At 41.6% G+C, this 26,621-nt stretch carries 25 protein-coding genes; 12 read left to right on the top strand and 13 right to left on the bottom strand.

Going from position 1 to position 26,621, the window contains the following annotated elements:
• Positions 1-200: 200 nt before the first annotated feature.
• The gene (locus E0H94_RS18945) at positions 201-332 is read right to left on the bottom strand and encodes a hypothetical protein (protein WP_264757566.1); all 132 of its coding nucleotides are present in this window, start codon (positions 330-332) and stop codon (positions 201-203) included.
• A gap of 132 nt (positions 333-464) precedes the next feature.
• Complete coding sequence (locus E0H94_RS17235) at positions 465-2,396, bottom strand: ATP-binding cassette domain-containing protein (protein WP_131327610.1); 1,932 nt, start codon at positions 2,394-2,396, stop codon at positions 465-467.
• 185 nt (positions 2,397-2,581) lie between these two features.
• Here E0H94_RS17235 and E0H94_RS17230 point away from each other — a divergent pair, with 185 nt between their 5' ends.
• The 4 genes from E0H94_RS17230 to erpA all read left to right on the top strand — a co-directional run bounded on the left by E0H94_RS17230 (position 2,582) and on the right by erpA (position 6,479).
• Positions 2,582-3,589, top strand: coding sequence for a putative solute-binding protein (locus E0H94_RS17230; protein WP_131327609.1), 1,008 nt, complete (start codon positions 2,582-2,584; stop codon positions 3,587-3,589).
• 219 nt (positions 3,590-3,808) lie between these two features.
• Positions 3,809-4,819, top strand: a complete 1,011-nt coding sequence (locus E0H94_RS17225; RefSeq protein WP_131327608.1) for a putative solute-binding protein — start codon at positions 3,809-3,811, stop codon at positions 4,817-4,819.
• Positions 4,820-5,036: 217 nt separating this feature from the next.
• Positions 5,037-6,017, top strand: a complete 981-nt coding sequence (locus E0H94_RS17220; protein ID WP_413773027.1) for a putative solute-binding protein — start codon at positions 5,037-5,039, stop codon at positions 6,015-6,017.
• Positions 6,018-6,143: 126 nt separating this feature from the next.
• On the top strand, positions 6,144-6,479 hold the full coding sequence (erpA, locus tag E0H94_RS17215) for an iron-sulfur cluster insertion protein ErpA (protein ID WP_116762906.1): 336 nt from the start codon (positions 6,144-6,146) through the stop codon (positions 6,477-6,479).
• Between the two features lie 65 nt (positions 6,480-6,544).
• Here the strand turns inward: erpA and E0H94_RS17210 are convergent, their stop codons facing one another.
• Positions 6,545-7,675, bottom strand: a complete 1,131-nt coding sequence (locus tag E0H94_RS17210) for an anhydro-N-acetylmuramic acid kinase (RefSeq protein WP_131327607.1) — start codon at positions 7,673-7,675, stop codon at positions 6,545-6,547.
• A gap of 63 nt (positions 7,676-7,738) precedes the next feature.
• Between E0H94_RS17210 and tyrS the strand changes: the two genes are divergently transcribed.
• Complete coding sequence (tyrS, locus tag E0H94_RS17205; RefSeq protein ID WP_131265628.1) at positions 7,739-8,971, top strand: tyrosine--tRNA ligase; 1,233 nt, start codon at positions 7,739-7,741, stop codon at positions 8,969-8,971.
• Between the two features lie 63 nt (positions 8,972-9,034).
• Here tyrS and E0H94_RS17200 read toward each other — a convergent pair whose 3' ends face one another.
• The 5 genes from E0H94_RS17200 to dnaA form a co-directional block, all read right to left on the bottom strand.
• Positions 9,035-9,406 (bottom strand): hypothetical protein, encoded by a 372-nt coding sequence (locus E0H94_RS17200; RefSeq protein ID WP_131327606.1) that lies wholly within the window; start codon positions 9,404-9,406, stop codon positions 9,035-9,037.
• A 131-nt stretch (positions 9,407-9,537) separates the two neighbouring features.
• The gene (gyrB, locus tag E0H94_RS17195; protein ID WP_131327605.1) at positions 9,538-12,006 is read right to left on the bottom strand and encodes a DNA topoisomerase (ATP-hydrolyzing) subunit B; all 2,469 of its coding nucleotides are present in this window, start codon (positions 12,004-12,006) and stop codon (positions 9,538-9,540) included.
• Positions 12,007-12,049: 43 nt separating this feature from the next.
• Positions 12,050-13,132, bottom strand: coding sequence for a DNA replication/repair protein RecF (gene recF / locus E0H94_RS17190; RefSeq protein WP_131327604.1), 1,083 nt, complete (start codon positions 13,130-13,132; stop codon positions 12,050-12,052).
• A gap of 14 nt (positions 13,133-13,146) precedes the next feature.
• Positions 13,147-14,295, bottom strand: coding sequence for a DNA polymerase III subunit beta (gene dnaN / locus E0H94_RS17185; protein WP_131265632.1), 1,149 nt, complete (start codon positions 14,293-14,295; stop codon positions 13,147-13,149).
• Between the two features lie 110 nt (positions 14,296-14,405).
• Complete coding sequence (gene dnaA, locus E0H94_RS17180) at positions 14,406-15,779, bottom strand: chromosomal replication initiator protein DnaA (protein WP_131327603.1); 1,374 nt, start codon at positions 15,777-15,779, stop codon at positions 14,406-14,408.
• Between the two features lie 649 nt (positions 15,780-16,428).
• Here dnaA and rpmH point away from each other — a divergent pair.
• The 5 genes from rpmH (at position 16,429) to mnmE (ending at position 20,530) form a co-directional block, all read left to right on the top strand.
• Positions 16,429-16,563, top strand: a complete 135-nt coding sequence (gene rpmH, locus E0H94_RS17175) for a 50S ribosomal protein L34 (RefSeq protein ID WP_000831329.1) — start codon at positions 16,429-16,431, stop codon at positions 16,561-16,563.
• Between the two features lie 30 nt (positions 16,564-16,593).
• Positions 16,594-16,983 carry a ribonuclease P protein component gene (gene rnpA / locus E0H94_RS17170; protein WP_131327602.1) on the top strand — a complete coding sequence of 130 codons (390 nt, stop codon included), beginning with the start codon at positions 16,594-16,596 and terminating at the stop codon, positions 16,981-16,983.
• A gap of 9 nt (positions 16,984-16,992) precedes the next feature.
• Complete coding sequence (gene yidD / locus E0H94_RS17165) at positions 16,993-17,313, top strand: membrane protein insertion efficiency factor YidD (RefSeq protein ID WP_131327601.1); 321 nt, start codon at positions 16,993-16,995, stop codon at positions 17,311-17,313.
• 5 nt (positions 17,314-17,318) lie between these two features.
• Positions 17,319-19,073 carry a membrane protein insertase YidC gene (yidC, locus tag E0H94_RS17160; RefSeq protein WP_131327600.1) on the top strand — a complete coding sequence of 585 codons (1,755 nt, stop codon included), beginning with the start codon at positions 17,319-17,321 and terminating at the stop codon, positions 19,071-19,073.
• Positions 19,074-19,174: 101 nt separating this feature from the next.
• Positions 19,175-20,530, top strand: a complete 1,356-nt coding sequence (gene mnmE / locus E0H94_RS17155) for a tRNA uridine-5-carboxymethylaminomethyl(34) synthesis GTPase MnmE (RefSeq protein ID WP_131327599.1) — start codon at positions 19,175-19,177, stop codon at positions 20,528-20,530.
• 209 nt (positions 20,531-20,739) lie between these two features.
• Here the strand turns inward: mnmE and E0H94_RS17150 are convergent, their stop codons facing one another.
• The 3 genes from E0H94_RS17150 to E0H94_RS17140 form a co-directional block, all read right to left on the bottom strand.
• Positions 20,740-21,570, bottom strand: a complete 831-nt coding sequence (locus tag E0H94_RS17150) for a class I SAM-dependent methyltransferase (protein WP_131327598.1) — start codon at positions 21,568-21,570, stop codon at positions 20,740-20,742.
• A gap of 432 nt (positions 21,571-22,002) precedes the next feature.
• Positions 22,003-23,181, bottom strand: coding sequence for an MFS transporter (locus tag E0H94_RS17145; protein WP_413773026.1), 1,179 nt, complete (start codon positions 23,179-23,181; stop codon positions 22,003-22,005).
• An 85-nt stretch (positions 23,182-23,266) separates the two neighbouring features.
• Positions 23,267-23,533: a metal/formaldehyde-sensitive transcriptional repressor gene (locus E0H94_RS17140; RefSeq protein ID WP_131327597.1), complete on the bottom strand. Its 267-nt coding sequence runs from the start codon at positions 23,531-23,533 to the stop codon at positions 23,267-23,269.
• A 38-nt stretch (positions 23,534-23,571) separates the two neighbouring features.
• On the opposite strand from E0H94_RS17140, the gene dmeF reads away from it, so the two are divergent.
• Positions 23,572-24,552, top strand: coding sequence for a CDF family Co(II)/Ni(II) efflux transporter DmeF (gene dmeF / locus E0H94_RS17135; protein WP_165495630.1), 981 nt, complete (start codon positions 23,572-23,574; stop codon positions 24,550-24,552).
• Between the two features lie 125 nt (positions 24,553-24,677).
• A complete protein-coding gene (locus tag E0H94_RS17130) occupies positions 24,678-25,379 on the top strand; it encodes a DsbC family protein (RefSeq protein WP_131327595.1) in 702 nt (233 codons plus the stop codon).
• Positions 25,380-25,447: 68 nt separating this feature from the next.
• Here E0H94_RS17130 and E0H94_RS17125 read toward each other — a convergent pair whose 3' ends face one another.
• Positions 25,448-25,705 (bottom strand): GlsB/YeaQ/YmgE family stress response membrane protein, encoded by a 258-nt coding sequence (locus E0H94_RS17125; RefSeq protein ID WP_131327594.1) that lies wholly within the window; start codon positions 25,703-25,705, stop codon positions 25,448-25,450.
• A gap of 202 nt (positions 25,706-25,907) precedes the next feature.
• A complete protein-coding gene (gene hpt, locus E0H94_RS17120) occupies positions 25,908-26,435 on the bottom strand; it encodes a hypoxanthine phosphoribosyltransferase (RefSeq protein WP_116762939.1) in 528 nt (175 codons plus the stop codon).
• Positions 26,436-26,621: the final 186 nt, after the last annotated feature.

Below are 26,621 nucleotides of genomic sequence, written 5' to 3'. Positions count from 1 at the left end.
TTAATCAATCAGTAAAAATCCACACAAGTTGTTCTTCATAATCTCTTAATGATCTTCTTGATGACTCGTCATCATCAAGCTAGGTCGGCTATGTTACTCTAATTTCAATCAAAGTCAACAGGTTTTGTTAATTATTTTTAAACCCCTTCAAGACTTCCAGATTCTACCGCTTGGGCTAAATCCTTGTTTCTCAACAAGTTTTAATCAACATCACCGCCGATGGATGTGCATTCTACAGCATTCCCAACACGTTGCAATACCCTTTTTAAATTATTTTGCACATGTGTTGGTTTTTTCCACAAAACAATGCAAAAAACTAGTTTTTCATTCATTTTTTAATCGTTTTCGAACCTAAATCGCATATTTATTTTCATTTAATGTGTTTTTTGCTTTTGCTGTTAGTACTTAATGTAGAAAAAGCACAACATTAACGTTGTGCTTTTTCTATTTTGTCATTTGAAGAATTAAAATATGCTTTCCAACGCTTCTAATTCCATCATTAACGTCAGCATCTCTTCTTCAATTTGCTCTAATTTTGCTTTTAACTGATTTTGTTCATCCATCAATTTCAGCAAATCATCCTTACGGTTTGCTTCATATAGCGTAGGATCACCCAATAAAACTTCAATTTCTGCTAAGCGTGGCTGAACTTTGGCGATCTGAACTTCATTTTTTTCAATATTTTTACGAATTGGACGACTGAGTTCACGTTGACGCGCCGCTTCTTTACGTTGAGCCTCTTTGTCCAGTTTAGAAATAGTGGGTTTCACTTCAACTTGGGATTGAACTGGAGCAGACGGTTGTTGACCATTCTTCATCATGTCGATACGTGCTTGACGTAACCATTCGGCATAAGCCGTCAAGTCGCCATCAAATTCACGACTTTGACCCGCATGAACCAAGATCAACTCATCACAGACAGAAGCAATCAATTGGCGTTCATGCGAAACCAGAACCACCGCACCTTCAAAATCTTGCAGTGCCATTGTGAGTGCATGACGCATATCTAAATCTAAATGGTTGGTGGGTTCGTCCAGAATTAATACGTTTGGACGTTGCCATACAATTAATGCTAAAGCCAAACGTGCTCGTTCACCACCAGAGAAACTTTCACTTGGTGTGTCCATACGTTCGCCACTAAAGCCAAAGCTGCCCAAGAAAGAACGTAAACTTGCTTCACTAATTTTTTTGTCGGCAATACGAGCCAATTGCAACATTGGGCTGGCGTTACCATCCAAAGCATCCATTTGATGCTGAGCAAAATAACCAATATTTAGCAGTTCAGAATCTTTACGCGTCCCTTGTAATAGTTTTAGATCGCCAACCAGTGATTTAATCAAAGTTGATTTACCTGCGCCATTCATTCCCAACAAACCAATGCGACTGGTCGGGGTAATTTGCAAATTAACATTGGTCACAATTAGTTTTTCACCGTAACCAATATCGGCAGTTTCAAGTTCCAGTAAAGGTGAACTCATTTTCGACGGTTCACGGAAACTGAAGGTAAACGGCGTATCGACATGCGCAGCAGAAAGTTCCTGCATACGTTCCAATTGTTTGATTCGACTTTGCGCTTGTTTGGCTTTGGTGGCTTGTGCTTTAAAGCGGTCGATATATTTTTGCAAATGTGCACGTGTTTCTAATTGCTTTTCGTAGGCTTGTTGCTGTTGTGCTAAACGCTCACTACGAGTACGTTCGAAAGTCGAGTAGTTACCTGTATATAAAATTAGTTCTTGATTTTCGATATGTAAAATATGGTCGGTAATCGCATCCAAGAAATCACGGTCATGCGAAATCAGAACCAAAGTTCCTTCGTAGGCTTTCAACCAATCTTCTAACCACAGAATTGCATCTAAGTCTAAATGGTTGGTTGGTTCATCTAGTAATAATAAATCTGAACGACTCATGAGGGTACGCGCAAGGTTCAGACGCATACGCCAACCGCCCGAGAAACTTGAAACATCGAGTTGTGATTGATGTTCAAAGAAACCTAAGCCTGCCATGAGTTGTGATGCTTTAGCCGCGGCTGAATAACCATGAATTTCATCAAAGCGACCGTATAAATGAGCCAGTTCATCATCACTTAAGCTTTCTGGATGGTCCAGTTTGTTCTGAATTTCCCAGTATTCTTCGTCGCCTGATAAAACGAAATCAATGGCTTTCATGTCTAAAGCTTTGATTTCTTGTGCCATATGGGCAACGGTCCACACCGCAGGACGGGTCAAAGATCCTCCGTCAGATTCCATTCCCCCCAAGAGCGCAGAAAATAAGGTGGATTTTCCTGCACCATTGACGCCTGTTAAGCCAATTTTCCATCCTGGGTGTAGCTGCATGGATGCTTTTTGAAATAAAACACGTCCACCGCGACGTATAGAAAGTTGATCTAACTGAATCATTGAAATATCTAAATGAGAAGAATAGTGGGCGTATTCTAAAGGAAGTCGCTTAGAAAAGAAAAAGCACCAACCACAGATACACGGAAATGTTACCGATCGGAAATAGAGCAAAAACTCTATTTCACCCCCAAAAAACATGTTTATATAAATTTGTTCCTGAAAAATCAAAAAATTGAGGTGAAATAATGAAAAAAGCCTTTTTTGTCTTGTCTACAGCAACACTCTTCAATTTGTCCAATTTGGCGCATGCAAATATTCATGTTTGCGTTTTCGATTTGCTTGGCAAGTCTGGGGAATCTTATAAGTTGCTTGAAGAATGGGCATTGGCCAGTAAAAACTGGGGCGCCAATATCGACCTGACGGCTTACAAAGATGAAGCCAAATTAGACCAAGACTTCAAAGCTGGTAAATGTGATGGTTTTTATATGACCTCTATGCGTGCCCGTAATTATAATAAATTTGCGGGTTCAATTGATGCATTAGGTGGAGTACCCAATAACGCGATTGCGCAGAAAGCCATTATTTATGTTTTAGACAAACGAAACCAGAAACGCCTCATCACAAAATCAGGTAAAGAGACTTATGAAGTTGCAGGGATTGGGCAGATTGGCCCAGCCTATTTATTTGTACGGGATAAATCAGTCAATACCGTTGAAAAACTCAATGGTAAAAAAATTGCAGTGATGGAATTCGATCAGGCGCAAAAAATTATGGTGAAACGCGTGAATGCTGTTCCTGTGATGTCTGAAATTTCCAATTTTGTGAAAAAATTTAATCAGAATGAAGTCGATGTCGTGCCCGCACCGGCTTATGCCTTTAAGCCACTCGAAATTTATAAAGGGCTGGGCAATAACGGCGCCATGCTCAATTTTCCCGTATTGAATGTCACGGCAGACCTGATTATTCGACCAGAACAATTTCCAGAGGGTTTTGCTGCCCAATCTCGACAATGGTTTGTCCGCCAACTACCTAAAAATTTTGCGATGGTACAGCGCGTAGAAGCCAGCATTCCGAACAAATATCGCATGGAACTGGCTAAAGATGACAAAGAAAAATATCAAAGATTGTTGCGTGACGCGCGAATGGATCTGACGCAACAAGGCATCTATGACCCCACCATGATGACAGTACTGAAAAAAGCCAGATGTACCGTTGAGCGTACCAATTTTGAATGCTCATTGGGGGGAGAATAATTGGATGATAATTTTTCCCCAAAAAAATCTTGATTTAATTGACTGATTTTAATCGAAACACAGCTTTGGATTGGACAATTTGACAGCAATTTTGCAGAGAGTGTCATTTTTTTATTTTAAAATGGAGTAAATACTCTATTTTAAAAGGCAAAACTTGCTTAAGATTGTCTGCGTGTAAGGACACTTAGAACAATAACCAATCTGAAAAGGATGAACACAATGAAAAAAGTCATGTTCGGTTTAGCTGCTATTACTGCTGTAAGTCTCTCTACGACTGCGCAAGCAGCCAAAGTGGATATCTGTGTGTTTGATTTGCTCGGTAAGTCAGGTGAATCTTATCAAATGGCGCAAGAGTGGGCATTAGCAGCCAAAAGCTGGGGTGCAGAAATCAACCTGATTCCACGACAAGATGAAGCCGTCGCGGATAACGACTTTAAAGCAGGTAAATGTGACGGCGTTTTTATGACTGCAATGCGCGCACGCCAATACAATAAATTTGCAGGTTCCATTGATGCCTTAGGGGGGGCACCAAGCAATACCATTGCCCAAAAAGCCATTAGCTTTGCCCTAGACCAACGGAATGCCAATAAAATGGTCACAACATTGAGCGGCAAAAAATATGAAGTGGCAGGTATTGCCCCTCTCGGTTCTGCCTTTATTTTTGTGCGTGATAAAAACATCAATTCCATAGAAAAAGCGGCTGGGAAAAAATTCGCAGTCTTGGGCTATGACCAAGCACAAAAAATCATGGTGCAACGTGTTGGTGCCCAAGCGGTCATATCGGATGTTTCAAATTTCGTGGCTAAATTTAATAATGGTCAAGTCGACATGGTAGGTGCCCCAGCCTATGCGTATAAACCTCTCGAAATTTATAAAGGTTTAGGCAGCAATGGTGCGATGTTTAACTTTCCTGTGCTACAAGTCACTGCCGACTTTGTGATTCGTCCTGAGCAATTCCCTGCTGGTTTTGGACAAAAATCTCGTGACTGGTTTGTGAAGAATTTACCAAAAAGTTTCTCGATGATTAACCGTCTTGAAGCCGGTATCCCTGCCAAATACCGCATGAATTTAAGTGCTGAAGATAAAATTAAATACCAAAAAATGTTACGTGATGGTCGTATCGATCTTACCAAGCAAGGTATTTATGATACAGGCATGATGAGTGTCTTGAAAAAGGCGCGTTGCTCTGTCGATAAAGCCAATTTTGAGTGTTCCATGGCTGGTGAATAAACCATAAATCAATCACTAAGGCCTAGATTATTCTAGGCTTTTTTATCTAAATTTTTGTCTAAAGTGCCAATGTTCAAGGATAAAAACACGCTAATCTTGAACACAGGTAAACGCTTTGCTTTACCACTTAAAATGATGAAAAACATCATTCCAACAATACAAAAAGAATGGAATAAGGACAATTCACATGATGAAACGATCATCAAGGCAACTTTTGATGGGACTTGGGCTATCTGTAAGCACCAGTTTTGTTCAAGCCAAACAAGTGGTGTGTGTGTTTGATTTCGTTGGTAAAAGTGGCGATGTCTATGCCCTAATGAAAGATTATCAATTGGCAGCTAAAAACTGGGGCGCAGATATTGAATTGCGAGTTGCGCAAAATGAAGCGGTGATTGCCGAAGATTTTAAAGCAGGAAAATGTGATGGAATTAGTGTGACTGGCATGCGCGGACGGCAATTTAATGATTTCACTGGCTCACTAGATGCGATTGGAGCCATTCCCAACCTCAAGTTAGCAGTTAAAGTCATGCAAGGTTTAGCCAATCCGACTTTTAGCAAATATATGCTGAAAGGCAAATATGAAATTGCAGGCGTCATTCCTGTCGGTGATGCCTATCTGCTGGTGAATGATCGTAGTATTAACACTGTCGCCAAAGCAGCAGGCAAAAAGATTGCTGTGTTGGACTATGATCAAGCGCAAAAAATCATGGTGCAACAAGTCGGTGCTCAGGCCGTCAGTTCCGATGTCACCAATTTTGGCAGCAAATTTAACAATGGTCAGGTTGATATTATTGGGGCACCTGCTGCTGCGTTTAAAGCACTGGAATTACATAAAGGTTTGGGCAATAAAGGGGCTATTGTCAATTATCCAATTTTACAAGTCACAGGCAATATCATTATTCGTCCCGACCGTTTTCCTAAAGGCTATGGTCAGCAATCGCGTGAATGGGTCAAATCACAACTTCCACGTGCTTTTGGCATTTTAGGTAAAATGAAAGCCGATATTCCAAGCAAATACTGGATGGACGTCCCTGCCCCCGATCAACCAGGCTATCAAAAAATGATGCGTGATGCGCGAATTAATTTGACCCAACAAGGGGTGTATGACAAACGCATGATGAAACTGCTGTGGCAATTCCGCTGTAAAGAAGATGCCAAAAATTTTGAATGTGGCTTGCAAGATGAAAACTACAAATAATCTTGATAAAATTACTCTGATTTGACTTTTAATCTTCAAATATTGACCATATATTGAGTATGCTATACTAGAGATATGGTCTTTTTCATTTTTAAAAGACCCATGAACCGAACAGAGGAATCTATCATGACTGCTCCAACGCTTGTGTTGACCGACAATGCTGCAAATAAAGTACGCCAATTGCGCGATAGTGAAGGCAACCAAGATTTAATGTTACGTGTCTATGTAACAGGCGGGGGCTGTTCAGGCTTTTCTTATGGCTTTAACTTTGCCGACAATATGAATGAAGATGACGCCGAATTCATCAATGGCGATGTCAAAATGTTGGTCGACTCTCTTAGCTACCAATATTTAATCGGTTCTGTGGTTGATTATATTGAAGGTCTAGAAGGTTCACGCTTTATTGTACAAAATCCAAATGCAACCACGACCTGTGGCTGTGGCTCATCTTTCTCGATTTAAGTTGATCACAGATGTAAAAAAACCTCCAAATTCAGGAGGTTTTTTTATGGATGTCTTCTCGACGTTTAAACTGCAGTTATGCTGCCTAGAATACGATAACCTTCAGCGCCAGTCACCGCAGGTAAATTACCGCTTAAATGCTCAACAAAACGCTTCGCTAACCAAGCAAAAGCTGTGGCTTCAACCCAAGTCGGACTTAAACCTAAGTCTGCGGTACTTTGTACCGTCCATTGGTGCTTGCGTAAACGCCAGCGTAATTGTTCCAAAAGTTGTGAATTATACGCTCCACCACCACAAACATAGACCTCACCCGTGTCCATACCTGAACGATAGATGGCTTTTTTAATGGCGCGTGTAGTCAGTTTTAATAAGGTGGCTTGGATATTTTCAGGGTTATCTTCCAATTCATCATACGCCAGCTCATCATTGCGCCAATCCATGATCTGGTCATCCAACCAATCCAAATTAAAATCTTCACGTCCCGTACTTTTAGGCGGCTCTTTGGCAAAAAAGTCATGTGCCTGTAAGCGCTCTAATAAACTGCGAATTGGCTGACCATAAGCGGCCCAGTTGCCATTTTCGTCATACGGTTGTCCGGTATAACGATGGCACCATGCATCCATCAGAATATTGGCAGGTCCAGTATCAAAACCCGAAACCAGCTCTGGTGCACCCGCAGGTAAAAGACTAACATTGGCAATGCCACCTAAATTTAGAATCACACGGTGAATACTTTCATGCTGAAATAATGCCTGATGAAAAGCAGGCACCAAAGGTGCACCCTGCCCACCTGCCGCCATATCACGACGGCGGAAATCGGAGACTACAGGGATTTGAGTGATTTCAGTAATAATATTGGGATCGCCAATTTGCAAAGTAAAACCATGCTCAGGACGATGACGAATGGTCTGCCCATGCGAACCAATGGCTTTAATTTGGCTGCGGTCGAGTTGATGCTGTTCAATCAGTGTATTGATGCCTTCACCAATCATTTTTGCCAAAGCCACATCTGCCTTGCCCATACGATCAATTTCATTGTCATCTGGCAAAGTCAGTGCCATCAATTCATCACGTAAATCGGGGTCAAACGCTAAGGTGAGCGTGGCATGCAACTGCAATGGGTCGAATGAAGCGGCCACAATATCTACCCCATCCATGCTGGTGCCGGTCATTATCCCAATATAGATTGCTGTCATGATTATTCTAAAGCCTGCAATGTGCTGAAAAAGTGTTAGTATATCGCACAAATTGAATAACTGATGTGTTTGGGTTTTGTGATGTCAAATTTCCTGCCAGCTGAAGAACAGCTTGCCCTCATTCAACGAGGCACTCATGAAATTATCTCTGAAGAGGATCTGTTAAAGAAACTCAAAGAGAATCGTCCTCTAAAAATTAAAGCGGGCTTCGATCCGACTGCACCAGATTTGCACTTGGGGCATACCGTTTTAATTAATAAACTAAAAACTTTCCAAGACTTAGGTCATGATGTCACGTTTTTGATTGGTGACTATACCGCGATGATCGGTGATCCAACAGGTAAAAGTGCCACACGCCCTCCGTTGTCACGTGAACAAGTCTTAGAAAATGCCAAGACTTATCAAGAACAAGTATTTAAAATTCTTGATCCAAATAAAACCAAAGTGCGTTTTAACTCAGAATGGTTTGCGACTAAAACTGCAGCTGATTTAATTCAGTTGGCTTCACAGCAAACGGTTGCCCGCATGTTAGAACGTGATGATTTCACCAAGCGTTATAACAATCAGCAACCGATTGCGATTCATGAGTTCTTGTATCCATTGGTTCAAGGCTATGACTCAATTGCACTTGAGGCAGATGTGGAACTCGGTGGTACGGATCAAACCTTTAACTTATTGATGGGACGTACGCTGCAAGGTCGTTATAATCAAGAAGCACAGGTCTGCATTACGGTGCCAATTCTTGAAGGCTTAGACGGCGTCAATAAAATGTCTAAATCTTTAGGCAATTACATTGGGGTATTTGATACGCCTGGCGCCATGTACCAAAAAGTGCTTTCCATGCCAGATGCTTTGATTGAACGTTATTTTGATCTTCTTAGCTTTAAATCGATTGAAGAAATCAAAGTCCTGCTCAAAGAAGTTGAAGATGGTCGTAATCCACAAGAAGTGAAGAAAATTCTGGCACTTGAATTGGTTGAGCGTTTCCACGGTGCGGAAGCTGCTGCCAATGCGCATAAAGGTGCAGGGAACATCATTACCGAAGGTGAACTACCTGAAGGGACACCTGAAATCACGATTTCACGTGCCGAGTTTGGTGGTGAAATGTTTATTGCCTCGATTGTACGTGCTGCGGGTTTAACCAAGAATGCGGCGGCGGCCAAAGATGCTGTTTCACGTGGAGCCGTTAAAGTCGACTGGAATGTGGTCGATGCTGGCTTCTCTGTGAAAGAAAATATCACGGTGATTGTTCAAGCTGGTAAAAAAGCCATTGCGAAAGTGACTTTTACTGACTAAAACCAATCCCGAATAAATTAAAAGCAGGTCACTCGACCTGCTTTTTTTTATGCTTAAATCAATTCAATCACATACACCGACCAGTTTCTTTTTGCAAAACCGTAGTTCAATAATTTGCCATGCATCGGCTTGAAAGGACCAAGTTTCTTGAACGACCTGTCCAGGCTGCGCAAGATGGAGCAAAATTCGGCATTCAGTTTGCGTCGGGTTAAACTCAAATATTTCGGTTTGAATGTCTAAATAACGTGGTTTCCATACGCCGTTTTGCACTGCATGTTGAATACATGCATAACGACTCAAATTACTTTCCACCTTCCCCTGTGCCTCATATACCACTTTAAATTCTGGATGCTCGTATATGATCAGCTCCTGCACTTGTCCCGTATAAAAAGCATTGAGCCAATGATCACGACACTGTTCCAAACTTAAATCCATATGCTTTTCACTCAGTTATTTTTTAGTCAGCATGCCAGAACAATACGACAGTTTAATAACCATCACTAAAAAACAACAAAGTCTATGCAATAAAAAAGCAGCCCGTAGGCTGCTTTTAAAATGACATGCTGTTAGGCATCAATATCGGCATTTAAAGCATTCTCTTCAATGAATGCGCGACGTGGTTCGACATCATCACCCATCAAACAAGAGAACATACGATCAGCCTCAATCGCATCATCAATCGTCACTTGCAACATATTACGATTGTCAGGGTCCATCGTGGTTTCCCACAACTGCTCGGCGTTCATTTCACCCAAACCTTTATAACGTTGGATCATCATGCCACGGCGCGAGTCTTGTAAAATATGCTGCCACACTTGGTGGAAATTGTTGACCACAATTTTACGCTCGCCTTTTTCCAAATATGCACCCTCTTCAAGCAGGCTAAACCAGCTCTTCGAGTTTTTCAGCAAACGGACATACTCACTCGAAGACAATAAGCCTGCATCAAGTAAATAGCTGTGTGGGAGGTTGTGCACATAAATCGTGATGCGTGGGAAATACACTACTGCCTTTTGACCATCAGCCAACTCTTTATCGAAGGCTTCAAGCGTCAATTCTGGACGTAAGCTCGGCTGTGTTTTTTCCACAGCGGCACGCAATTGCTCACCCCACTGTTGTACATAAGCCAAATCTTGTGAATGATCAAACTTATAAGCGTCCATCGAGATCAAACCATCCAATAAGCTTGCAGGATAACGCTGGGTTAACCGCTGTAAACTCTTCTGTGAGGTTTGATAATCGGCAATTACCTTGGCTAAAGCTTCACCACGAATCGCAGGCGCTTCAGCACTGATATGCAAAGCCAAATCATCAATGGCATTTGAAATCAGGAAAGTTTCCAAAGCTTCATTATCTTTAATATATTGCTCTTGCTTGCCTTTTTTCAACTTATACAACGGTGGTTGGGCAATATAAATATGGCCACGTTCCACCAATTCTGGCATTTGACGGAAGAAGAAGGTTAACAATAAGGTACGAATATGTGAACCATCGACGTCGGCATCGGTCATGATAATAATTTTGTGATAACGTAACTTATCAGGATTATATTCTTCGCGACCAATACCACAGCCCAAAGCCGTGATCAGCGTGCCGACCTCTTGAGAAGAAATCATCTTGTCAAAGCGTGCACGTTCCACATTGAGAATTTTACCTTTCAGCGGTAAAATCGCCTGCATTTTACGGTTACGACCTTGTTTCGCCGAACCACCCGCAGAATCACCCTCGACCAGATACAATTCAGACATTGCAGGATCTTTTTCCTGACAGTCTGCCAATTTACCTGGCAAACCCGCAATATCTAAGGCACTTTTACGACGGGTCATTTCACGGGCTTTACGCGCCGCATCACGTGCACGTGCCGCATCAATAATTTTGCCTGCAATTGATTTTGCCGCAGCAGGGTTCTCAAGCAAGTATTCAGAGAATGCCTTGTTCATTGCTTGTTCTACCGCAGATTTCACTTCACTCGATACCAATTTTTCTTTGGTTTGCGAAGAAAACTTCGGATCTGGCACTTTCACTGAAATAATGGCGGTTAAACCTTCACGCGCATCATCTCCCGTGACTGCCACTTTTTCTTTTTTCAGCAAACTCTCATTTTCCATATAGCTATTTAAGCCACGGGTCAACGCTGCACGGAAGCCTGCTAAATGTGTACCACCATCTTTTTGCGGAATATTGTTGGTAAAGCAACGGACATTTTCTTGATAAGTGTCATTCCATTGCAAGGCCACTTCTACCCCAATGCCATTTTCAGCTTGAGTAGTAAAGTGGAAAATTTCATTCAGATGGTTTTTGCCCTGATTAATATATTTAACAAACTCAGACAAACCACCTTCATAGTCATATACATGTTCTAAGTTAATCCGCTCATCACGCAGAACAATACGTACACCTGCATTCAGGAAAGACAATTCACGTAAGCGACGTGCCAAAACATCGACACTAAAAATCGTTTGACTAAAGGTGTCCGAGCTTGGCCAAAAACGTACAATCGTGCCTGTGGTTTCGGTATTACCAATCACTTTGAGTGGATACTGCGGATCACCATGGCGATATTCTTGTTGATGAATATGCCCCGCACGATGAATGGTTAATTCGAGTTTGCTCGACAAGGCATTTACAACGGAAACACCTACCCCGTGCAAACCACCTGAAACTTTATAACTATTATCGTCAAATTTACCGCCAGCATGCAGAATAGTTAAAATAACTTCTGCGGCAGAAACCCCTTCTTCAGGGTGAATATCGGTTGGAATACCACGACCGTTATCAGAAACACTGACTGACTCATCTTCATGAATCGTCACCAAGATTTCATCACAATGACCTGCTAAAGCTTCATCAATGGCGTTGTCCACCACTTCGAATACCATGTGATGCAAACCTGAACCATCATCAGTATCGCCAATATACATACCTGGGCGCTTACGAACGGCATCCAAACCACGCAACACTTTGATGCTAGAGGAATCATAAGCCTTTTCGTTGCTTTGTTCTGTTTGAGTGACAGATTGGTCTTCTGAACTCATGGTTACTCCCTAGTGAAAAATCGGTCTATCCAAAGATGGGAAATCATTGCACAACACATGCTACTCGACCATTTTCCACGTGGAACAATTGGTGGGAAATAGACAAGTCATGTAAATGTTTTTGCACAGATTCATGCTCTAAAGTGGTAATAAAAACTTGACTACCAAGTTGGCTTAATCGCTCAATTAAACGTTGTTGTGCGGCTAAATCTAATTCTGCTGTCAGATCATCTAATAATACCACAGTTTCCTTATTACAGGCATGTAGCATTGCAATCTGTGAGAGTTTTAGCGCCATAATCAACAGCTTTTTCTGTCCACGTGACAGCACAATATCGGCCTCCCCCATTGGGGTTTTCAGGCGTAAATCGGCCCGATGTGGACCATATTCAGTATATCTTCGATCGACATCTTTTTGGTGCTGACTGCACAGGTCATGCAGTAATCCATGTTCTGTATGAAAGCCAGCGACATATTCTAGTTCAACAGTTAAATTGGGCAGTAGATGCTGCAAATCTTGCTGAAAAAATACATTCCACTGTTCCACAATCGCAACCCGCTGTGAGTGTAAAATCTCACCATATTCACCCAACATTTTGTTCCACGGTTCTAAGTCTTCTAGACTTAAATGACGCCGCGATTTTAATAGGCTATTACGTTGTTTTAAGGCGCGTGAATAAAACTGCCAAGCATGATAGAACTCAGGTTCCACGTGAAACATTAACCAATCGAGCAACTGTCGTCTTGGTTTGGCGCCATGATCAATAATATCGGTACTTTGCGGATCAATATGCTGTAAAGGCAATAGTTTTGCTAACTGCCCTTGCGTAGCAATATGATCCCCATTCACTTTCATGACCTGCTCACCACTGACATGTTTTTGCATCCCAATTTTTTCACTGGAAGACTGGGCAAAAACGACGGCATTCTGGGCATCATGCAAAATGTAGTGTTTAGGAATATGGGTACGAAAGGAACGACCTGTCGCCAACAAATGAATCGCCTCCAAAATCGAGGTTTTTCCCGAACCATTCGCACCATAAAAGACGTTAAACGGCTGCAACTCAGAGAGTGCAACCGTTTTTAAATTACGAACACGTTCGATGTTTAAACGCGTAATCTGCATAATAAATCTAGCAATTACACACGCATTGGCATGACAACATAGGTCTGATCGGCATGTGCAGGGTCATGCACCAACACCGATTGATTGGCTTCACTCATAGTCATCGAAACATCATCACCATCCAAAACACCAAGCACATCAAGTAAATATTGTGCATTAAATGACATTTCTAATGGTGCATCGTTGTACTGGATTGCCAAATCTTCAATCGCTTCATCTTGTTCAGGGTTATTGGCACGCAATTGCAAAGTATCTGCACTGAAATTTAAGAATACGCCACGCAGTTTTTCATTACTTAAAATAGAAACGCGCTGTAAAGACTGCTTAAATACATCATGTGCAATCAACACGTTTTTATCGCCACCACGTGGAATTACACGGCGATAGTCAGGGAATTTTCCATCAATAAGTTTCGTGGTAAAACGCACTTTAATGGTTCCCTGCTCTTTATCACGGCTTGGGGTATTGATGGTCACATTCAGCAATTCACGACCAATCAATAACGACAATTGCTCATCTTCAATACTCAGCAAGCGCTGTAATTCACCGACGGCTTTACGCGGTACAATCGCTTGAATCAATTGTTGTGTATTTGAAGATGCCAATGTTTCACATAATGCCAAACGGTGACCATCTGTAGTTACTGCACGCAATTGATTTTCATCAATTTCTAACAAAGTACCGGTTAAATAAAAACGTACATCCTGAACTGCCATAGCAAAGGCCGTTTTTTCAAATAAACGCTTTAATTCACGCTGCGTCACCGCAATCTGTGTACCTTGTGTATTTTCCGTATTGAGTAATGGATAATCTTCGGCAGGCAAAGTCCCCAATACAAAGCGACTGTTACCCGATTTAAGGATACAGCGCTGGTCTTCGGTAATTTGAATATCAATTAATGCAGAGCTAGGTAAAGATTTACAAATATCCATCAGTTTACGTGCAGGAACTGTCGTTTCACCTGCTTGTAAACAAGCACCTTCCATTAAATTGGTACTTGCAACCAATTCAACTTCTAAATCGGAACCTGTAATCGCCAAAGCATTTTGACTCACTTGTACTTTAACATTCGATAAAATGTTTAAGGTGTGGCGACGTTCCACGGCTCCTACCACATGTGAAAGAACATTAAGTAAACTTTCTTTGGCGATTTTTAAACGCACGATGCATTCCTCGAAAAAACTGAAGATGAAAAATAAATTAATTAATTTTTAGCAGTGTACTATGCGGCAGAATATACCGCATTGCAAGAATAGAATTTGACCAAGATCGATTAACTTTGCAGCAGGCGTTGCAAGTTTTTGTAATCCTCATTAAAGATAGGATCATCCTCTCTTAAGCTTTGTACTTTTTCACACGCATGCATGACCGTACTATGGTCACGACCACCAAATGCCATCCCAATTTCAGGGAAACTATCGCCTGTCAGTTCACGTGCCAAACCCATCGCCAATTGACGAGGACGTGCATAAATACGCGTTCGTTTAGGACCGATTAATTCTTTCAGTGGAATGCGGAAATACTCACTCACCACCCGTTGAATATTTTCCGTACTAATGGTTCGAGCACGAATTGCCAAAACATCTTTAAGCGATTCTCGAACCACATCAAGGTCAATTGAGGTCCCTTTGAAACGAGAAATAGCGACCACTTTATTCAGTGCACCTTCTAACTCACGGACATTGGCAACCACTTGTTGTGCAATAAATAACGCACAATTGCGCGGTAAGTCTACACCACTACTTTGCGCTTTCTTTAATAAAATCTCAATGCGCGTTTCAATATCTGGCGGCTCCACCCCAACTGACAAGCCCCAAGAAAAACGCGACACTAAACGGGCGTCTAATTCTGTCAATTCTTTAGGATAACGGTCCGAAGTTAAGATAATTTGCTTCGATTCATCCAATAAAGCGTTAAACGTATAGAAAAACTCAACCAAGCTGGCTTCTTTACCAGCCAATAAATGGATATCGTCCACCAGAAGTAAGTCTAAAGAACGACAGTTTTTCTTAAATTCTTCTACCTTGCCTTGTTGTAAGGAGCTAACAAAATCCTGAACAAAGCTTTCTGCGGTCATATACATCACACGTGCATTAGGTTTGGCTTGTAATAAAGCATTTCCTACCGCTTGCATTAAGTGGGTTTTACCTAAACCTGTCGGACCATATAAAAACAAAGGGTTATGCTGAGAAGCCCCCAATTGAGTCAATACTTTACGGCAGGTTTCAGCAGCCATTTGGTTGGAACGGCCTTCAACAAATAGCGAAAAAGTAAATAAGGGATTTAGCAATCGCTTTTTATTTTTTAACGGCGAATCCTCTTTCTCTTTTTTTACCTTTACAACGGGTGCAGAAGTTTCTAATGCCGCAGTTGTAGTCGCAGGTTGTTCACTTGGAGATAAAATCGCACCTGGACGCGAATCCACCATAATTTCCACACGACGCACCCGCCCTTCAGACAATTGCTCCGCCAAAATGGTAATCAGTTCTAAATGATGTTCCTGAATATAGCGCGTCCAATATGGATTAGGCGCATATAGTCGCAAAGTGTCTTCTAACTCTTCAGCAACTAAAGGGCGAATCCACATTGTAAAAACATTTCCAGATAGCTCTTGTCGCAAGCGAGTTAAGCAGTCTGTCCAAAGCATGTGAAACCCCTATTCATCCATTTTTAAATTTAAAAACACCACTGTCCGCCAAAGCGGGTCGCCATTCTAACCAAGTTATCCACATCTGTCATGAAGAATTCTGCAAAAGTTGCTCAAAAAAGAAATAAACAATCTAAATTTAAATTCAAAACCATGTGTGGATAAAAACACCCACAGGCTGTGGATAAAAAAATACACCAAGTTATCCACAATTCCTTTAACTCTTAAAAACATAGATATCCACAATGTTAACTCTTGTTTTTATATATGAAAAATAGGTTTTCCACAGAAAAAACGTCCCTTAATAAGAATAAATTTAAATTTTAAAATTTGAATTTATTTATAAGGATCGCTTTTGGTGTGGATAACTTAGATACGCGAATGAATTTAAATTTAAACCATTGCGTATTTATATTGGTGTGGATAAATTTGTGAATAATACTGTTTATAACTTATTTTCCATTATTTAACAACTTATTATGATGTGAATAGTTTTTAAATCAGAGCAAGCCCCAATTTAGACTTTCCAAGTTAAGTTTTATTGATTACAAGTTTATTTGGTTCGAAGAGGTGTTTTTGATTGACAGCTCAAGCAATGAACACTAAAATCGCGGACCTTTATAGAAAGATCATTTTTTGGAGTTTCGATATGAAACGTACATTCCAACCATCTGAATTAAAGCGTAAGCGCGTTCATGGTTTCCGTGCTCGTATGGCTACTAAAGCTGGTCGTCAAGTATTAGCTCGCCGTCGTGCAAAAGGTCGTCACAGCTTAACTGTTTAATTTGTTAGTGCTTAGACGATTTTGGGTGTTATGACACTTTATGACTTCGGCGCAGAGCGGCGTCTTCGTTGTGCTGCCGATTATAAAGTTGTGTTTGATGGTGCGCTTTTTAAAGTGCACCAACCCCATTTCTTATTTCTTGCGACACCTTCCAAACAGCCTAACAGTCGTTTGGGTATTGTTGTTGCTAAGAAAAAAGTGCGCCGTGCGCATGAAAGAAATCGAGTAAAACGACTTGCTCGCGAAAGTTTTCGCCTGCATCAAATGCAACTGGATGCCTTGGATATTGTTGTTATGCCTAAAGTTGGTATAGAAACAGTCACGAATTCAGAATTGCATCAGCAATTACAATTTGCTTGGCAAAAGCTGCAACGCATTGCTAAAAAGCATTCAAAAATAGCTCCCTCCCCACAGAAGTAGAGAAGGCCAATGGTACGTGTGCTGCATTGGTTTATTCGATTCTATCAGATCGCAATTAGTCCTATGTTAGGACCACGTTGTCGGTATCTACCTACATGTTCTCAATATTCATTGGAAGCAATCCATACACATGGAGCTGTACGGGGTGTTTGGTTGGCTGCAAATCGTATTTGTCGATGTCATCCATGGGGCGGCTCGGGTTATGATCCTGTTCCTGCTAAAGCAATTCGTTTTATTTCATTTCAGCAAATCGATTCTCAAATCCATCTCGTTGCTGTACCCTTTCGTGGATGTTTATGGAATCAAAATCACTCTAACTTTTTGGGGTAATAGATATGCAACAATGGGCCAGGATTGCAATTCTAGGAGCCATGTTTGTCGTCGCATATTTGCTTATTTTGGCATGGCAAAAGGACTATGGTCATAATGAAGTACAACAGCAGCCACAAGCTGCTGCAGTAGTTTCACATGAAGTGTCTGCCGACTTGCCAAATGGACAGACAGCTACGGCTGCTCCTGATGTGCCACAAGCAAATAGTACTGCTCAGCAAACTACAGAATCGACTGCGGCAGCAAGTCAACAGCTTATTTCAGTTCAAACTGACCTTTATCATCTTTGGATTAATCCTAAAGGTGGGGATATTGTTCGTGTTGAATTACTCAATCATGATAAAAACAAAGATAGCGATGAACCGTTTGTTATGCTGGAAAGCGATGCCAAACGTACGTATGTTGCACAATCTGGTTTAATTGGTCTAAATGGACCTGACAGTGGTCGTAATGGTCGTCCTGTCTATGAAATTGAGAAATCTGCATATACTTTAGCTGATGCAAAAGCAGCGAAAGATAAAGACGGCAAGTCAGTTCAAGTACTTTCTGTTCCGATGGTCTTTAAAACGGCTGACGGCGTAGAAATTATTAAAACTTTCACGTTCACTCAAGGTGAATATCCAGTTGTGGTCAATCACAAAGTGGTTAACCGCAGTGGTCAAAACTGGCAAGGCCAGATGTTTGGTCAGCTCAAACGTGATAATTCGGAAGATCCAGGTAAATCGGATCAGGGTATTTTCACCTTGGGCACCTTCTTGGGTGGTGCATGGGGTACGCCTGAAGAACATTACAACAAGCTTAAATTTGCCAACTTTAACGACGAAAAGTTAAATGTTGAAGCAAAAGGCGGCTGGGTTGCAATGGTTCAGCATTACTTCGTTAGTGCTTGGATTCCAGGTGAGTTGAAGTTGACTCAGGCGAATGGTCAAGCTTATAGCGCTAAATTAGAGTCGCGTAAATCGAGTGATGACATGAACATCCTCAGTTTTACTTCACCAACCATTAATGTGCCTGCAGGTACAGTGGCAGAAGTCGACGCGACGTTCTATTCAGGTCCTAAAATTCAATCTGAATTGAAAGACTTGGCTGTAGGGTTAAATCAGACCGTTGATTATGGTTGGTTATGGCCAATCGCGAAATTATTGTTCCTTGGCTTACAATTCTTCCATAATTTGGTGGGGAACTGGGGCTGGTCAATTATTTTACTGACTGTATTGGTTAAACTCATTTTGTGGCCGTTGTCGTCTAAGAGCTATCGTTCGATGGCGAAAATGCGTGTAATTGCGCCAGAAATGCAGCGAATGAAAGAAGAATTCGGTGAAGACCGTATGCGCTTCTCTCAGGAAATGATGGCATTGTACAAGCGTGAGCAAGTCAATCCACTTTCAGGTTGTTTACCGTTATTACTACAAATGCCAATCTTCTTGGCTTTGTATTGGGTATTGATGGAAAGTGTGGAATTGCGCCATGCGCCTTGGATGCTCTGGATTCAAGACTTATCCGCAATGGATCCTTGGTTTATCCTGCCATTATTGATGGGCGTGACCATGTTCATTCAGCAAATGTTGAACCCGCAACCTGCCGATCCAATGCAGGCGAAAGTGTTCCGCATTATGCCAATTATGTTCACGGTATTCATGTTGTTCTTCCCAGCAGGTTTAGTGCTGTACTGGATTGTGAACAACACGATTACGATTACACAGCAATGGTTTATTAATAAATCAGTCGCTAAAGCACGTAGCTCGTCAGACGCTGCATAACGCAGCGTCTCAAAGCAACTAGCTGATTAAATCCGCTTAAGATGGTAATCTTAGGCGGATTTTTCTTTGGGTTAGATTAGGACTTAAGTCAGGTGAATTGTATGCAGCATCAAACCACTATCGCAGCGATTGCTACTCCGCCAGGACGTGGTGGTGTGGGGGTGATTCGTCTTTCTGGTCCGCAAGCTTATGCGATTGCAGAACAGTTGACGCAAAAGGCATTGCCGAAAGCACGCATGGCCGGGTTCCGCCAATTTCTTGATCTTGAAAAAGAAGTATTGGATGAAGGTTTGGTGATTTGTTTTCCCAATCCGAACTCATTTACGGGTGAGGATGTGGTTGAATTACAGGGGCATGGTGGACCTGTGATTCAAAATGCCTTGCTTGCCCGGTGCTTAGAATTGGGTGCAACCGCTGCTAGAGCAGGCGAGTTTTCCATGCGTGCTTTTGAAAATGGCAAACTGGATTTGGTGCAAGCGGAAGCGATTGCCGATTTAATTGATGCGACTTCGCAGGCTGCAGCTCGATCAGCTGTACGTTCTTTGCAAGGTGCTTTTTCACATAAAGTGAATACGGTGCTAGAAAAGTTAATTCATTTGCGTTTACACGTGGAAGCGGCAATTGACTTTCCTGAAGAAGAAATTGACTTCTTGGCTGACGGCAAGATTTTAACCTTATTGGAAGACGTACAGCATTCCGTGGCTGCGGTGCAGAAATCTGCCCGTCAAGGACAATTGCTACGTGAAGGTTTGCAGGTGGTGATTGCAGGTAAGCCGAATGCGGGTAAATCTTCTTTGCTCAATGCCTTAGCGGGCATTGAACGGGCGATTGTGACGGATATTGCAGGCACCACCCGTGATGTGTTGCATGAAAAGATTAGCTTGAATGGTTTGCCAATAACATTGACTGATACCGCAGGATTGCGTGAAACAGGCGATGTGGTGGAAAAAGAAGGTATTCGCCGCGCGATTAAAGAAATTGAACAAGCGGATTTATTGTTATTGGTCTATGACTTGAGTCAAGGTGAAGACCCACTGCAATTGGCACGTGAATACTTTGAGCATCATCTTGAACCGAAACGCTTAATGTTGATTGGGAATAAATGTGATTTAACCAATGCAACAGCTCAAATTGGCGATTTTCAAGGTTTCAGGCATATTACCGTGTCAGCCAAGCAGGAAACAGGCGTTCAATCACTCATAGAGGCGATTACAGCGCATGCTGGCTTTCAGCCAGAAGAAGATACCTTTATTGCGCGAACACGCCATTTAGACGCAATGAAGCGCACACAGCACTATCTTGCAGAAGCCCATGAGCAGCTGGTGGTGTTTCATGCAGGTGAATTGGTTGCTGAGTCGTTACGTCTTGCACAAAATGCTTTAAGTGAAATTACAGGTGAATTTAGTGCGGATGATTTATTAGGTAAAATTTTTGGATCGTTCTGTATTGGAAAGTAATTTAAAATTATAGTGTTATTCAATACGTTCTAATAGATTCCAATATTTAAATAAAAAGCATTCCTGAATGCTTTTTATTGTTTAGGGCGTGTGTTCATTTGGCTCTGTACCAAATCGACACGCAAGTAATGTAAATCATCGATGGATCGTTTCGTACAAGCTGATCAAATTGAGCGGTAATAGCATGAAAGTGTTTTAATCTCGCACAGTCATTTTTTCGCAATGATTTGTGCCAGCACAATCCGCCCTTCTTGCAAGTTTTTTCCTTGATTTTGCGCCATGGCTTTAAAATCAGCCCCTAGGAGTATGTGAAATCCAAGGGAGGGTAACCCTTCCTTTTGTATCTTCTCGGCCAGAGACACAAACCATGTACGTGCACTTTCGGTTGTGTCTAACCAGTCAGTGATTGTAAAACCGGCTTGTTGGAGTAGCTGACGTAGCTCATTTGGCTGTACCAGAAAGCTGGTGTTTGGTGTACGTGCCCATGGTACAGGAAAAAGGACGGGGCTCAATGAACCCGCAAGAACATCATAAATTGCCAGTGTGCCACCTGACTTCAGCACGCGGTACATCTCCTTATAAAGCTGAGCTTTATCCAAGATATTCATTGCCACATGCTCTGTCCAGACCACATCGAAGGTCTGATCGGGAAATGGCAGTTGGGTTGCATCGCCTTGGTGATAATCAACTTGGTGTGCAAGACCAATCTTGGTCGAGAGCATTCTCGCAGCACGACAGTATTCTTCCGTCAGGTCAATACCTGTGACATGACAGCCGAATTCTTTTGCAAGACAACGCGAAGTCCCACCAATACCGCTACCGACATCTAGTACATGTTTTGTGGCATCAAGTCCAGCAGCATGGGCAAGTTCGAGAGTCGCTGTACGTCCTCTGATATGAAACTCATCAATCGGTGCCAGATCTTCAAGCGTTAGGTTGTTGATGTTCTTGCCTGCTTTTTCCAGTGCTGTCAGTATGACGTTTCCCAAATCGCTACATGTATAGTGCATTTGGATTGTTTGATTGACACGAGATTGCATAAATATGGTCCTCCTCGTGTTGACGATAAGTGATAGGACATATTGACTCTATAATGGAAGAAGGCACGAAAATAACTGTTTTTATTCAGCATTTAATGATGTTTATTTGATCATGCTCGTCGGGTGAGTATTCAATATGTTGTCATTATTAATTCACTCTTGGTAGCACAATCATAACAAATCACATGATCTGGAAATAGGGGTTATCAGTATCAGATCTTGTGCCTAATTAAAAACAACAGTAAAAGAAGATGTTGAGTTACATTGGGGGAAATTCAGTACCTGAGTGATTGCTTTGATGGTTTTCGGTCAATTGGCGATTGATTTTGAGCACATCATAATGATGTATATTAAGCAGGCATTTTGCGAAATACTTGGGGTTGTGTGAAGGCATGCTTGCTGAAATAGTAAAAAGAATTATTCAAAGCAGCTTTAAATCTGGAGGTTATTTTTCTTCTGTAAGAACAATAAAGTGAAACATAGTAGCGCCATACCAATTCCAAAACCGCTCACTGCCAGATTTAAGCCCCATAAATCTGCACTATAACCTACCGCAATAATCGGCACGATCGTGCCTAGATATCCCGTAAACAAATAGGTCGGGATCACTGCGGCACGATTGTGTGGATCTGTCATTTGATGAATCAGGCCAAATGATCCCATAATGCTTAGACCATGTCCCAAGCCTACGCCAATATCACTGATAAAAAACAATAGACTAGATTGGGTTTGCATACAGATAGCTAAGAGTAGACAACTGCCCATCAGCAGGATCAAACCATAATTTAAGCTACGTGCTGCGGGTAACGATTTGGCAAAAAACTGTACGATTGCTGAAATAAACAGAATGCTGGAAATCGCGATGCCACTGACCAGAGGCCCATGCCAAGGAATCAGGTCTTTGACAAAGGATGCAGATAGCGAAGCAAACAGACTAAATGCACCAAAGGCACAAAAAGCGGTTAAACCTGCAATAAAAAAATGAGTTCGGGTCTGAGTGGCAGGAAGCTCTAAATGCGGTGCAATTGAAAATGCTTGAGCTTGAAAAGTCGGTGATTTTAAGCGAAATAATCCGATTAAACAGAGGACTGCCCCTACAATAATCGGCAGATAGGGCGTGAGCAATGGAAATGCGGAAAATTGAGCAATCACACCGCCAATTAATGGACCTAAAGCAAAACCGATGACGGTAATAATTGAGCTTAACTGTGGGGCATGAGATTTATGACTGTCTGGAATGGTGAGCATTAAGCCTAACATAGCGGAAGTACTAATCAGCCCTGAGGCAATCCCAATAATAAAACGCCCTAAGCCGAGCCAACTAGCGCTACTGGCAAAAGCAGACAGTACTAATCCTAGAATGACAAATACGAGGCCGACTTGCAGCGTGCGCAAAAAACCAAAGCTGTTGCTGGCGCGGCCGAAAAAGAGCAGCGTTGCTAAACAGCCAAACATATAGGCGACAAAAATGTAGGTAATTTGGCTAGGTAGCAAATGCCATAATGCCTGATAAATCGGATACAGTGGACTTGCGAGCGCTGTACCGATGGTACCCATGCATAAGGCAAGGCTGATCATCATAAATGAACGCCAAGGATGTTGAACCGTCATAAAGCATCACAAAAACTGTCGGAAAAGCACAGTAAAAAATAAAGAGTTTCGACAGCTTAAGCCGAAATTGATGCTTAAACAATCACTAACCGTAGCGTTTTAATAACTTTAAAAATTCAGCAAGTTCAGCTTCATCAAATTCACTCTGAGGTTTTAGAACATGATGGCGCAGATGGGCTTCAATCAGTTCATTCATTAGACCATTGACTGCCCCCTTTACCGCAGCCACTTGCTGTAATACTTCAATACAGGAGCTGTCCGGTTGCATGAGGGCTTGGTCGATGGCTTGAATTTGCCCTTGCAAACGCTTTACGCGATTCTTAATTTTTTTATCTTCATATAAATGGCCCACACTTTCCTCCAAAAAATAAATATACTACTAGGGAGTATATTGGTGAGAACATTATGCAACATTCGATCATGCACAGAAGCCATAGTCATCAATTTGATGAAGGGAATCCTTTGGCACAAAAACGAATCTTAATTGCGACTATTTTAACGGCAGTCATGATGCTATTAGAAGTGATTGGCGGCTGGATTTTTAATTCTATGGCATTACTTGCCGATGGCTGGCACATGAGTTCGCATATGTTGGCATTGGGGCTGGCTTATTTTGCCTATTGTGCTGCACGTCATTATGCTCAGGATCACCGTTTTAGTTTTGGTACGTGGAAAATTGAAATTTTAGCGGGATATAGCAGTGCAATTTTGCTGTTGGTGGTGGCTATTTTTATGGCCTTTTACTCGGTGGAACGACTGATTCATCCTGTTGATATTCAATATAATGAAGCAATACCGATTGCGATTTTAGGCTTGGTGGTGAACTTGATTTGTGCATGGCTTTTACATGATGGTCACCATCACCATCACCATCACCATCACCATCACCATCACCATCACCATCACCATCACGAAGAATCGACTCATGTGCATCAGCATGAACATGATCTCAATCAAAAAGCCGCTTTTTTACATGTGGTTGCCGATGCGGTGACGTCGGTCTTTGCAATAGTTGCTTTGTTTGCTGGAAAATATATGGGATGGTCATTTCTCGATGCCTTCTTAGGGATTTTGGGGGCAATCTTAGTGGCACGTTGGGCTGTGGGATTGATGCGGGATACGGCGAAAACATTATTAGATGCGGAAATGAATCATCCTGTGGTGGCAGAAATCCGAGAGGTGATTCAGGATCTGCCTGTGGTTGTTGATGTGACCGATTTACATGTCTGGAAAGTCGCCAAAGGTAAGTTTGCTTGTATTTTGGCACTCAGTAGTCACTCATCTATCAGTGCAGATGAAGTGCGTGAGGCATTGTCGATTCATGAAGAAATTGTGCATGTCTCGGTAGAGATTAATCCTTTATCGGTTTAAGGCATAGTTCCACGTGAAACATTCAGGTATTTGTTTTACCAAATACCTGATAAAAATTATCAATCATCACAATAATTCAGCTTAAACTGATTCACTTTTATCACTTACGTGAACGAGCAGAATTCATGTTGAAAAGAACAATGGTTGCGATGCTAGCGAGTTTCATTTCTTGGTCTAGTTTTGCGAGTGTCGAGACTGTAAAAACCAATTTAGCCAAACAACATCCAGATTTGAAAATTGAGAATATTCAAAGTACTGAAATGTCAGGTATCTATAGTGGCTCTATGGATGGTCAAGTGGTTTATGTTGGAGAAAATGCACAGCATATTTTAGTGGGATCGATGATTCGCTTGAAAGATCAGCACAATTTGACCAAAGATTTGATTTTAAAGCAGAACTCAATTGACTGGAAAAAATTGCCACTACAAGATGCAGTGAAAACCGTGCGGGGTAATGGTAAACGTCAATTGGCAGTTTTTTCTGACCCAAATTGCCCATATTGTAAGCAACTTGAGGCTGAATTAAAAAAACTGGATAACGTGACCATTTATACCTTTATTTATCCAATTAAACCGCAATCAGTTGCGCCGTCTAAAGCGGTATATTGTGAAAAAGATCAGAGTTATGCCTGGGAAAACCTGATTGCTAAAGGGATTGCTCCTGCGGGTAATAAAAGCTGCGCCAATCCAATTGAACGTAATTTGAAATTGGGTCAATCTCTTGGGGTGAATGGAACACCGACGCTGATTTTCTCGAATGGCTTTAAAGCGGCGGGTGGCTTCCCTGCTGAACAAATTGAACTCATTTGGAAAGAGTTAGGTTTGTAATGAGATAGAAATTAATTTTAAAAAGCCTTTTCATGGTTCACGTGAAAAGGCTTTTTTTGTGCGAAAAATTAAGCGCGGGATTTTTTCATAATAAGATTATAGATAAACAAAAGAATAATTGCGCCAATCACAGAGGCAATGAAGCCTGCTGCCACATGATCGGCATAAAGACCGAGCATGCGTCCACCATAAGTTGCCAGTAAAGAACCTGCAATCCCTAATAGTGTTGTGACCAAAAAGCCTGCCTTGTCATCGCCAGGATGTAGGGCACGGGCAATCAGACCTGCAATAAAACCCACAATAATTGCAACAATGAGTGACCACATGAGTATTCTCCTTGTTCTTATTTTGAATCAATGATTTTGCTTATTATTTTGGAGAAAAAGGACTTGAATTAAACAGCAGATCTGCAAAGAACTGTGGTGTTTTTGTGTGGAGCTTTTACAGAACCAAGACATATAAAAGCCTTCTAAAACCCGTACAACACGGGGAATAGAAGGCTAGAGATAGTGTATTTAGACGCTAAGCTTAGAGACCAATTTCACCAATAAAAGGAATATGACGATACTTTTGATCGTAGTCGAGACCATAGCCGACAATAAACTTATCTTCGACTTCAAAGCCCAAGAATTTTACGTCTAAATCAATTTCACGGCGTGATGGTTTGCTCACGAGCGTACACAATTCAATCGAGTTGGGTTCACGTGTTTCCAAAATTTCAAGCACTTTGCTTAAGGTATGCCCAGAGTCAATAATATCTTCAACAACAAGGACATCTTTACCACGAATTTCGCCGTCTAAGTCTTTTAGAATGCGTACATCACGGCTCGAAACGGTTGATTTGCCATAGCTCGAAACCGTCATAAAGTCGAGTTCGTGAGGTTTTTCAATTGTTCGGCATAAATCAGCCATAAAAATAACGGAACCACGTAATAAGCCAATTAAGACAAGTTCTTTATCACTTTGGGCATAGTGGGCATTAATTTTAGCACCAAGCGCTTGTACTTTTGCTTGGATTTCTTCAGCTGAAATCATTACGCTCATTTGAACGGTCATGGGCAGATACCTAAAAATCAAAAATAAAAAAGGCGTTGACTTGCAACACCTCAAAATATGCATTTATTTTAATACATCTTCTATCGAGATGCATCTTTTGTTGCTTATTTCTTGTTCGCAGCATGACTATCGTGTCGAAGTATGATCGTGCCTGCAAGCAGCAGCAGGCACAGTTCTAACTTGGAC

It is taken from the genome of Acinetobacter sp. ANC 4173 (assembly GCF_004331255.1).
Lineage (GTDB): Bacteria > Pseudomonadota > Gammaproteobacteria > Pseudomonadales > Moraxellaceae > Acinetobacter.
The sequence above is the reverse complement of the archived record's forward strand: the minus strand, read 5'-3'. Positions and strand labels throughout refer to the sequence as shown.